This is a genomic window from uncultured Aurantimicrobium sp. (assembly GCF_936931525.1).
Taxonomy (GTDB): Bacteria; Actinomycetota; Actinomycetes; order Actinomycetales; family Microbacteriaceae; genus Aurantimicrobium.
This window is the reverse complement of record NZ_CAKZII010000165.1, coordinates 1-10,022: the sequence shown is the minus strand read 5'-3', so window position 1 is coordinate 10,022 and position 10,022 is coordinate 1. Positions and strand designations below refer to the sequence as shown.

Sequence of the window (10,022 nt, the reverse complement as noted above, 5' to 3'; positions counted from 1 at the left end):
TCGCTGTAGTTGATGAAGACCGTCACGTCGCCATTGCGGAAACCAAGGACGTTCTTCGGAGTTCCCTCAATCCACTCGAGGTTTCCTTCACCCAGCGCACGATCCTTACGGATCGCCAGCGCTGAGGTGTAGAGGGAAAGTGTGGAGGCGGGGTCTCCTTCTTGGAGGTCTCGGGCATAGTCGCGATAGATCTCTGGTTGAGGCAACCAGGGCTCGCCAGTTGGGCCAAAGCCAAAGTTCGTGGCGCTTGCTTCCCACGGAATGGGCACGCGACATCCGTCGCGTCCGTAGGACTGACCTGCAGTGCGGAAGAAAGTAGGGTCTTGACGTTTGTCATCGGGGATATCAATGGAATCGGGCAGCCCGAGTTCCTCGCCCTGATACATATACGTCACACCGGGAAGTGCCAGCATCATCGCTGATGCTGCTCGGCTTCGAGCTAAGCCAAGCAAACGGTCCGGCTTTGGTTCGGTCAACGGCCCAATGCCCGTAATGCGGTCAGCAGTCTTGGCATTGGGATCCAGGGCAAGACGCGTTGCGTGGCGGATCTGGTCGTGATTGGAGAGCACCCACGTACTCGGTGCACCAACGGCGTGGAATGCTGAGATGGAGTCCTTGATTACCTGGCGCATCTGTTCACCGTTCCATCGTGTGACGAGGAAGGGGAAGTTGAAGGCTTGTTGCATTTCATCTGGGCGAACCCACTTCGCCATCTTGGTCAGAGGTTCGACGAATGCTTCAGCACAAAGGATCTGCTCACCTGGGTATTCCTCCAGCAGAGCGTGCCACTCACGGTAAATTTCGTGCACACCATCGTGACCAAAGTAGGGGTTCTCTGGACGGATCTCGGCAGGGGTGTTCCAGTACTCTTCGTCGCGGCGGAAGTCAGGAAGGCCTGGTTCCTTGGAGAGACCGTGAGCCACGTCCACGCGGAAACCATCTACGCCGCGGTCAAGCCAGAAGCGCAGAATCTCGAGGAAGCGGTCACGAACCCAGCGGTTGGTCCAGTCAAAGTCAGGCTGGCTGGAGTCGAAGAGATGCAGGTACCACTGGCCGGGGGTGCCATCGGGGTTCGTGGTTCGGGTCCACGCGGGTCCGCCAAAGACGGACTCCCAGTTATTTGGTGGAAGTTCACCGTTGTTGCCTTTGCCCTCACGGAACATAAAGCGTGCACGCTCGTCGCTGCCTTCACCAGCAGCGAGAGCTTCCACAAACCAGGGGTGTTCAGATGAGCAGTGGTTGGGAACCAAGTCCACGATGACTTTCAAGCCCAGGCTGTGCGCTGTGGACTTCATTGCATCAAAGTCTGCGAGCGTGCCAAAGAGGGGGTCCACGTCGCAGTAGTTAGCCACGTCGTAACCGCCATCCTTCTGAGGGCTCGTCATGAAGGGGGAGAGCCAGATAGCGTCCACACCCAGTTCTTTGAGCTTGGGCAAGCGCGAGGTAATGCCTGCCAGGTCCCCCATACCGTCACCGTTCGCATCCGCGAAAGATCGAGGGTAAATCTGGTAAATAACGGAGGAACGCCACCACTCTTTTATCGCCATGGAGCAAGTTTAGGCAGTGCACGTAGTCTGCAAAATAGCTGGCCGGTATGTCTCCAGACGCCCTGTGTTTTTAGCATGCGCTCAGAGGTGATAATCTCTTACGGTGCCAATTTTCGAGGGAAACCTCGAAGGTATGGATACGCCCCGATAGCTCAGTGGTAGAGCACTTCCATGGTAAGGAAGGGGTCGCGAGTTCAATCCTCGCTCGGGGCCCGATCATTCTTCGACTGCTGCAGGGTAACCTGCCTCACCGGCGGATGTTCGTGGCTGGGTAGCTCAGCTGGTTAGAGCGCACGACTCATAATCGTGAGGTCGCGGGATCGAGCCCCGCTCCAGCTACGCCGTCAAAACCCCCTCTTTTTGAGGGGGTTTTGTTTTTCCGCTCCCGGAACCTTTCTCTGTCGAGATGGCCAGCTTCTCACTACGCTGTGGTTATGAAGGAGATTCTTTTCCGCGACTATGTCGCCTCTGACCTCGACGCCCTCATGGTGTTGTGGAACCAAGTAGTTGATGCTGGTTCCCAGCCTGTTTATTCACTCAGTGAAGTAGTCGCATCGTGTGAAAAGGACGTCGCCGTCGTCGCGGTCTCCGCCCAAGGCGAAGTAGTTGCTGTCGCGGTTGCTCGTGCTGCCCACGACCAGGGATGGATTGTGTTCTTTGCAACACACGTTGACCACAGAAAGCAAGGCATCGGAGATCGACTTCTTGCTGCAGTAGAACAGCGACTTGCTCCCCAGGGACTCACTCGAATCTCAATCCTTGTGCCCGACGACCAGCTCAACGTGGGAGTACTCACTCGTGCTGGCTTCAAGGACAAGAAGCACCTGCGCTACTTCGAACGAGAGATCCCTGTTCGTGGGAAAGAGATGGCCACTCTGCGAGAGCTCGGCGGCCGCATTCTTTCCCGCGATCTCTGGGGAGGCATCGCCGGAATGGTCGAAGAGAAAGACCTCCTGGAACGTCGCCTCGTGCTTCCACTCTCCAACACCTCCATGGCTGAGCAGTTTGGTGTGGAAGCACCACGAGCCATTGTGTTGTTTGGTCCTCCCGGAACGGGAAAGACCACGTTTGCCAAAGCAATCGCCTCGCGTTTGGAATGGCCGTTTGTGGAGGTGTTCCCTTCACGTTTGGCCGGAAGCCCAGAAGGTCTTGCCGGAGGACTGAGAGAGATCTTCGAGAAAATCAGCGAGCTCGATAACGCTGTGGTCTTCATTGACGAGGTGGAAGAGATTGCTTCTCAGCGCGGTGGTGAACCACCTTCGCCCACACAGGGTGTGACAAACGAATTGCTCAAGCTCATCCCGGCGTTCCGTGAACGCCCAGGAAAGCTCTTGATCTGTGCCACGAACTTCATTCGTGCACTCGATGACGCTTTCCTGCGTCACGGACGTTTCGACTACGTGATTCCTATTGGCTTGCCCGACGCGGAAGCTCGCAGGTCTATCTGGGAGAAGTTCATTCCAGAGTCTGCTGGTGAGCTCGATCTATCAACCTTGGTCGAACACAGCAGTGGATTCTCCCCGGCAGATATTGAGTTTGCCGCCCGTCAGGCTTCACAGATGGCCTTCGAGAAAGCGATGCAGGGTGGCAAGCACACGGGTCCCGCTATGAGCGACTACCTCGACTCCATCGCCTCGACCAAGACAACTGTCTCGGCCGAGGTCGCTGAAGCGTTCAGGCAAGATATCGAGAACTTGTCTCGAACCTAAGAGTTCTTAGCTGACAAACAGGGGCACAAGTGCACCTGAGAAGACCTGCCAAGCCAGGACGCTCTTGGCGACCAAGCTCAAGGTGATGTACGCACGCTCACCACGCAGGTAGCTCTTCCAGCCGCCAATTTGGCGATACTGCAGTACCTGGTTGATGGCAAAGGTGTTGAAGAACACGAAGAGTGAAATCACGATGCCATAAACAAAGCCAGGAACCTCGGCTGCACTGGTCGAGCCAGGCTGCAGGGTGTAGACGGCAATGATGATCCAGGGCACGATTCCGGTCATGGAGCCAAAGATGAAGGGCAGGAACTTCTTGTTTCCTGGCTTCTCATACTTCTCCTGCAGTGCACCGAACATGATCATGGATGCGTTCACCGCGAAGATGGCGAACAAGGCAGCGAAGTCAGTTGCACCGTTGAGCTGGGCAATCAACCAGATCATCACAGAGGAGCTCAGGGAGTACTCGGTCCAGCGGAAGTAGTTGTGGTTGAGCTTCAAGCCATTGGCATAGCGGGCGAAGACACCAGGCATGGAAATCAGGAAGTGGAAGAACGCGGACATAAAGAGGAATGCCACGACGCCTATGCCGAGGTTAATCTCAAACAGGGTGACCTGCTCGGTGGGGAGGTCCACACCGGGAGGGCCTGTCATGTAGTCAACGGTGACGGGGAACATGACCTGAGAACTCAACTTGGTCAAGATAAAGAGGAAGGCCAGGCCTTGGAGCAGGTGGATGGAACCCGCCACGATGTTGTAAACCCGAAGGCGTTTGATCTGTTCGTCTTCAGAGCGAATCTTGCGGGCCATCAGGACACCATTTCTTTCAGTGAAGGAGGCGGACAATTAATGGTCCGCTTGTGAACAGTGTGACTGAGAAAACAAGAAAAACCTAGGGCATCGCCATCTGAAAGTACTGGGGGCGAGAAAGAGTGATGGTTTAGCTGAGGTAAATCTTTCGCACACTCTGGTTCACGGTCCAGATTGTTTCTTCACCTTCGTGAAGTTCAAAGACCGCGCCGGGTTTGAGCTCCTGGTGAACGGTGGTTGAGTCAATCGTGCGCTGCACAGAGCCAGCCCCACTGAGAATGATGCAGACCTCGTCCGCCTCAACATCGCTCATGACGCCAGGGGACATTTCCCACACGCCCACTTCTTTGCCTGCCCAGATACCCAGCTCAACAAAGCCGGTTGTGGGCTCGCCACTGAGTCTCTGCTCTTCTGGGACAGGCTCCATGACCAGATCAGCGGAGGATGCGTCGAAGAAAAAGTTGGTAGCCCAGAAATCATTCGCCATTAGGAATCAAAACCTAATCCGACTGCATCGAGTGTCTTCAAAAACAGCCCTCGTTTTCCGTCGTTGTGGTCTGCCCGATCTAAAGCAAAGCGGGTGACTTGAACAGACGGGTAGGTGAACGGCTCTGGCGGGAAGGGCAATGGCATCTTGCGCACCATTTCCAGGCGTGTGCGCTCGGTGTCTAAGCCAGTCAGTTGGTCCAGCATCACGTTGGCAGCAAAACGAGTTGCAGCAACGCCCAGCCCCGTAAAGCCAGCCGCATAGGAGACTCGTCCTTGGTGGGCAGTGGCAAAGAAAGCACTGAATCTGCTGCTGGTGTCGATTACTCCAGCCCAGCGGTGAGTGAATTGCACACCCTCGAGCTGGGGGAAGGTGGTGAAGAAGTGGCTTGCGAGTTTACGGAAGCTCTCTGGGCGATCGTCATACGCAGAACGGATCTTCCCCCCGTAGTGATAGATCGCGTCATAGCCACCAAAGAGAATGCGGTTATCTGCAGAGAGTCGGTAGTAGTGGAACTGGTTCGCACAGTCCGCAATACCTTCACGGCCATTCCAGCCGATGCTCTTCATCTGTGCAGTGCTCAACGGCTCGGTCATCAGCACATAGTCATAGACCGGAACGGTGTGGAGCTGGTAGCGCTTGAGTAAAGACGGGAAGGCATTCGTGGCAAGCGCTACGCGTGACGCACGAACGCTACCTTTCTTCGTTGCCACGGTCACCGCATCTGAATCTGCATTCAGGTCAGTGACGGGTGAGTTTTCGAAAATCTCTACCCCTGCATCGAGGCAGGACTGCATCAGCTCATTAGCCAACTTGGCTGGGTGAACGAGAGCAGTATCTAATGGTTCAAATAACGCTGCTTGATAGGTGGGGGAAGAAACTTTCTTCTGGATCTCTTCTTTGCTCAAGAAGATGCCGCGCTCGCCGTCTGCTTCGTGCTCTAGATCCTTGGCTTGGTAGTCCTCGGTGGCAACAGCAAACGAGCCGTTGCGTTCGAAGTCGACCTTCCACTTCATCTTGGTGACCGTGGCCTGGATCTCATCCAGGTTGGCTAGGCCCATGGCATCAAGCTGGTCGTATTCATTGGGGAAGCGGGTGCGGCCGTTGCTTTCGCCGTGGGTCAAGGTTGCTTCGACGAAACCACCATTGCGACCAGAGGCAGCCCAGCCGCATGTTTTGGCTTCGAGCACGATGACGCGTTGTGATGAGTCACGTTGCTTCGCCAACAATGCGGTCCAGAGCCCGGTATACCCACCGCCGACAATAACCAGGTCAGCAGTGAGTGCTGCAGAGAGGGCAGGCAGGGCCTTTCCTCGGGGAGCATCGCTGGTCCAGAAGGGAGCCAGTTCAGTTTTTGCTAATGAATGTTCGACTACAGAGGCCGGTGCAGGGTTGCGTTCAAATACGGTTGAACCCATTGTTATCACTCCATTGAGGTACACCAAAGGTGTTGGATTACAGCATACGACGGCCCACTTGGGTCTTTCCTGGATATAGACCCAAACGTAACTATTCGGGATAGGTACGCTTATGTCATGACCTCTTACACCGTCGTTGAGAAGTCCATCGCTCAGCTGCGTGCAGATCTGGACGCGGGCATCATTACTAGCGTTGAGCTTGTTGCCGCCTACCTGGACCGCATCGCCTTCTATGACCGTCACGGCATCACGCTCAACGCTGTCCCTATTCTGAACCCAGATCTCTTTGCGGATGCTCGCGCATCAGACGAACGTCGTGCGCAGGGTAAGAGCCTCGGTTACCTCGACGGAATTCCCTACACCGCGAAAAACAGCTACAAGGTCAAGGGCCTGAGCGTTGCTTCTGGCTCACCTGCTTTCGCAGACCTCATCGCCACTGATGACGCCTTCACCATTGCGCAGTTGCGCAAGGGGGGCGCAGTTTTGATTGGCCTGACCAACATGCCTCCGATGGCCAACGGTGGCATGCAGCGCGGACTCTACGGTCGCGCCGAGAGTCCCTACAACGCAGACTTCCTGACCGCAGCCTTCGGCTCTGGTTCATCCAATGGTTCGGGCACTGCAACAGGTGCGAGCTTTGCTGCTTTTGGTTTGGGCGAAGAAACCTGGTCATCTGGTCGCGCACCTGCAAACAACAATGGCCTGTGTGCTTACACGCCTTCTCGTGGCGTGATCTCTACTCGAGGCAACTGGCCGCTTGTTCCCACGATGGACGTCGTGGTTCCACACACTCGCACGATGGAGGATATGTTTGCGGTCCTTGACCAGATTGTGGGAGACGACTGGGAAGTGCGCGGAGACTTCTGGCGCATGCAACCCTGGGTGAAGACCCCCAAGAGCTCAGAGCTTCGCCCTGCTTCCTATCCCGCCATTGCCAACCCACGTGCGCTCGAAGGCAAGCGCATTGCTATCCCTCGGATGTATATCAACAAGGCACCGGTGGACGTTGTCCTCGATGACATTGATGTCATCGAGACCCGCGACTCAGTTGTTGAACTTTGGCACCAGGCCAAGGCGGACCTCGAAGCACTCGGTGCTGAGGTTGTGGAGACAGACTTCCCGGTGGTGACCAACTACGAAAGCAGTGGACCAGGAGCCAAGAACCTCAAGGCACGAGGGTTGGTGCCCGAACACTTTGCTGAGCACGAGCTCTGGGAGCTCTCCATGTTTGGCTGGCATGATTTCTTGGCTGCCAATAACGACCCCAAGCTCAATGCGTTGGCCCAGGTTGACCCTGACAAGATCTTCCCTGTTCCCACCGGTTCAGTTCCTGGACGTTATGACGATCACCTGCATCGCTTTGCTCCTGAGGATGTTCCCCTGGAGGAGTACGTCGCTCGTGCCAAGCGAGATGGTGTCCCAGCACTCGTTGATATCCCTGACATGGCTGAGGGAATTCCTGGTCTTGAGAAAGCACGCAAGCTGGATCTCGAAGATTGGATGGATGAGCTCGGCCTTGACGCTGTTGTCTTCCCCGCTTCGGCAGATGTGGGGCCAGCAGATGCTGATGTGAACGACGCTGCTGCAGATTTAGCGTGGCGCAACGGAACATGGGTTGCTAACGGCAACCTGGTTCCCCGCCACCTCGGCATCCCCACTGTTACTGCCCCCATGGGCATCATGAGTGACATTGGAATGCCCACTGGTCTGACCTTTGCCGGTCGTGGTTATGACGACAGCAACCTTCTTGCCTATGCATGGGCGTTTGATCACCACCGCAACCACCGCATTGCTGCACCCCGCACGCCAGAGCTCGCTGCAACGCAATGGGACTCACGAGATGCAGGCCAAAGTGACGGAGCACCCACGCTCAAGGTGGCGGCTTCCGCTGGTGAAGTGGTCAACGGAATGGTTCCCATTCGCGTTGAACTCACTACGGATGCCGCTGATATTTCAGTCAGCGTGAACGGTGTTCAGATCAAGGGCGACGTGACCGACTCAGGTTATGTCGTAGAGACTGAAGTCCCAGAGACAGAGCACGCTCGACTTCACAGCGAATGGCGTGGAGGCTATGGCTCGGTGATTATTGCCTTGGCAAAGAACGGTGACCAGGTAGTGGGTCACTACGACGTCGTGGGTGGCGTGGCCTAAGCCAGCGAGTCTCTCCAGGCTGAATGCAGGCTGGCAAACTTGCCCGTGCCTGCAATGAGTTCTTCTGGTGTGCCGTCCTCGATGATCTCGCCATGCTCCATCACCAGCACACGGTCAGCGATGGACACCGTCGAGAGACGGTGAGCAATGATGATCGCGGTGCGATCAGCAAGCAGGGTCTGCAAGCCCTTTTGAACCAAACGCTCACTTGGGATATCCAATGATGCGGTGGCCTCGTCCAAGATGAGCACGGTGGGGTCTGCAATAAATGCACGTGCAAAGGAGAGCAGTTGGCGCTGTCCTGCGGACAAGCGACCACCGCGCTTGTTCACGTCGGTCTCATAGCCTTCAGGCAAGCGCATAATGAAGTCGTGAGCGCCCACAGCTTTAGCTGAGGCTTCAATCTCTTCTTGTGTTGCTCCAGGCTTTCCGAGGCCAATGTTGTCGGAGACCGAACCAGAGAACAGGTAGGACTCCTGGGTCACCATCACGATGGCACGGCGCAGGTCAGTGTTCGCGAGGTCGCGCAGGTTGATGTCGTCGAGACTGACGGTTCCCTTGCTGGGGTCATAGAAACGTGCCACGAGTTTGGCCAGGGTGGACTTCCCAGCGCCGGTGGTTCCCACCAGAGCGATGGTCTGTCCAGCTGGGATATGGAGATCAAGCTTGGGCAAGACGATGGTCTCGTCGTTATAGCCAAAGCGCACATGATTGAAGTCGAGCTTGCCGTGAGGGTGGACCAAAGGAGTCGGGTTGAGCGGCTCCACAACAGTGGCCTTCTCCTCGAGCATGCCCGAGACCTTCTCTAGCGCAGAGGATGCGTTCTGGAAGGAGTTATAGAACATGGCAAGTTCTTCCATGGGTTCAAAGAACCTGCGGGTGTAGAGCACAGCTGCGAGGAGAACGCCGACTTCCATGGCGCCGTTGGCAACGCGGAAAGATCCCAGGATCAACACTGCTGCCAGGGTGAAGACACCAATGACTTTGAGGCCTGGGTCATAAGTTCCAAAGAGACGAATGACCTTGCGGTTCGCTTCGCGGTAGTCATCCACGGCGAGGGCGTAGCTCTTCTCGTTGCGCTCTTCGCGGCGGAATGCCTTCACGGCACGAATGCCGGTCATGGTTTCCACGAACTGCACAATCAAGCGAGCAGAGAAGGTGCGAGCTTCACGGAACTGCTTCTTGGAGGTGTTGGAGAACCACCGAGTGAGGAAGAAGGCAGGGATCAAGGCAATCACGAGTGGCAGTGCGCTGGAAGGATCCAGCGCTATTAAGGCGCCAGCAGTAAAAGTCATGAGCAAGATCCCGCGGAACAGGTTGCTGATTCCACCATCGAGCAATTCACGCAAGGTTTCGATGTCACTGGTCTGACGGGCAATGACACGGCCTGAGGTGTAGTTCTCGTGGAAGCTCATGCTGAGGTTTTGGGTGTGCTGGAAGACACGTTCACGCAGGTCAATCAGAACCGTCTGGCTCAGCACAGCAGAGGAGCGCATGTAGACAGCCATCATGGTCGAGCTCACAATCGCGGTGAGCACATACGCACTCACAATCAATTGCGCAGGCAGCCAGTTATGGTTCTGCACAACCTGAGACAGGCCTTGGTCAATACCCAGTGCCAATAGGGTGGGGCCGGCAACCTGGGCAGCAGTGCTCACCACGACCACCAACAACGTCCAATACAGGCGCACCCGAACTGGGTGCAACAGGGATCTCAGCAAGGAAAGCGAGCGCTGGCGCAGACGCTTTCCTTCCTGCTTAGTGAAGTCGGAACGCTCTTCACCTGTCACTCCGCGAACTCCAGCTATCGTCATCGCTTTTCCTCCTCGAGGGAAGCAATCACGTTGCGGTATTCAGGGCAGCGCTTGAGAAGCTCAGCGTGTGTGCCGACATCCAGGAT

At 56.1% G+C, this 10,022-nt stretch carries 6 protein-coding genes, 2 tRNA genes and 1 pseudogene; 4 read left to right on the top strand and 5 right to left on the bottom strand.

Features of this window, described 5'->3' with window-relative positions; translation table 11 throughout:
* Nucleotides 1-1,547: glycoside hydrolase family 13 protein (locus Q0362_RS08385; protein WP_298122489.1), on the bottom strand; the 1,547-nt coding region annotated here is incomplete at its 3' end.
* 141 nt (nucleotides 1,548-1,688) lie between these two features.
* Here Q0362_RS08385 and Q0362_RS08380 point away from each other — a divergent pair.
* The 3 genes from Q0362_RS08380 (at nucleotide 1,689) to Q0362_RS08370 (ending at nucleotide 3,256) form a co-directional block, all read left to right on the top strand.
* A tRNA-Thr gene (locus Q0362_RS08380) sits at nucleotides 1,689-1,760 on the top strand.
* Nucleotides 1,761-1,812: 52 nt separating this feature from the next.
* Nucleotides 1,813-1,886 (top strand) — tRNA-Met (locus Q0362_RS08375).
* 95 nt (nucleotides 1,887-1,981) lie between these two features.
* Nucleotides 1,982-3,256 carry an ATP-binding protein gene (locus Q0362_RS08370; RefSeq protein ID WP_298122487.1) on the top strand — a complete coding sequence of 425 codons (1,275 nt, stop codon included), beginning with the start codon at nucleotides 1,982-1,984 and terminating at the stop codon, nucleotides 3,254-3,256.
* Nucleotides 3,257-3,262: 6 nt separating this feature from the next.
* On the opposite strand, the gene heR is transcribed toward Q0362_RS08370, so the two are convergent.
* The 3 genes from heR to Q0362_RS08355 form a co-directional block, all read right to left on the bottom strand.
* The gene (gene heR, locus Q0362_RS08365) at nucleotides 3,263-4,066 is read right to left on the bottom strand and encodes a heliorhodopsin HeR (RefSeq protein WP_298122485.1); all 804 of its coding nucleotides are present in this window, start codon (nucleotides 4,064-4,066) and stop codon (nucleotides 3,263-3,265) included.
* Nucleotides 4,067-4,196: 130 nt separating this feature from the next.
* On the bottom strand, nucleotides 4,197-4,553 hold the full coding sequence (locus Q0362_RS08360) for a cupin domain-containing protein (protein WP_298122483.1): 357 nt from the start codon (nucleotides 4,551-4,553) through the stop codon (nucleotides 4,197-4,199).
* On the bottom strand, nucleotides 4,553-5,971 hold the full coding sequence (locus Q0362_RS08355) for an FAD-binding oxidoreductase (RefSeq protein ID WP_298122480.1): 1,419 nt from the start codon (nucleotides 5,969-5,971) through the stop codon (nucleotides 4,553-4,555). Before Q0362_RS08355 ends, Q0362_RS08360 begins: the two co-directional genes overlap by 1 nt.
* A gap of 117 nt (nucleotides 5,972-6,088) precedes the next feature.
* Between Q0362_RS08355 and Q0362_RS08350 the strand changes: the two are divergent.
* Nucleotides 6,089-7,777 (top strand): annotated as a pseudogene (locus Q0362_RS08350) (amidase); the annotation flags it as partial.
* A 341-nt stretch (nucleotides 7,778-8,118) separates the two neighbouring features.
* Here Q0362_RS08350 and Q0362_RS08345 read toward each other — a convergent pair.
* Nucleotides 8,119-9,936, bottom strand: a complete 1,818-nt coding sequence (locus Q0362_RS08345) for an ABC transporter ATP-binding protein (RefSeq protein WP_298122478.1) — start codon at nucleotides 9,934-9,936, stop codon at nucleotides 8,119-8,121.
* Between the last annotated feature and the right edge of the window lie 86 nt (nucleotides 9,937-10,022).

Coding starts and splice junctions, on each gene's coding strand:
- Q0362_RS08370 (WP_298122487.1), top strand. CDS start 1,982: ATGAAGGAGATTCTTTTCCGCGACTATGTCGCCTCTGACCTCGACGCC.
- heR (WP_298122485.1), bottom strand. CDS start 4,066: ATGGCCCGCAAGATTCGCTCTGAAGACGAACAGATCAAACGCCTTCGG.
- Q0362_RS08360 (WP_298122483.1), bottom strand. CDS start 4,553: ATGGCGAATGATTTCTGGGCTACCAACTTTTTCTTCGACGCATCCTCC.
- Q0362_RS08355 (WP_298122480.1), bottom strand. CDS start 5,971: ATGGGTTCAACCGTATTTGAACGCAACCCTGCACCGGCCTCTGTAGTC.
- Q0362_RS08345 (WP_298122478.1), bottom strand. CDS start 9,936: ATGACGATAGCTGGAGTTCGCGGAGTGACAGGTGAAGAGCGTTCCGAC.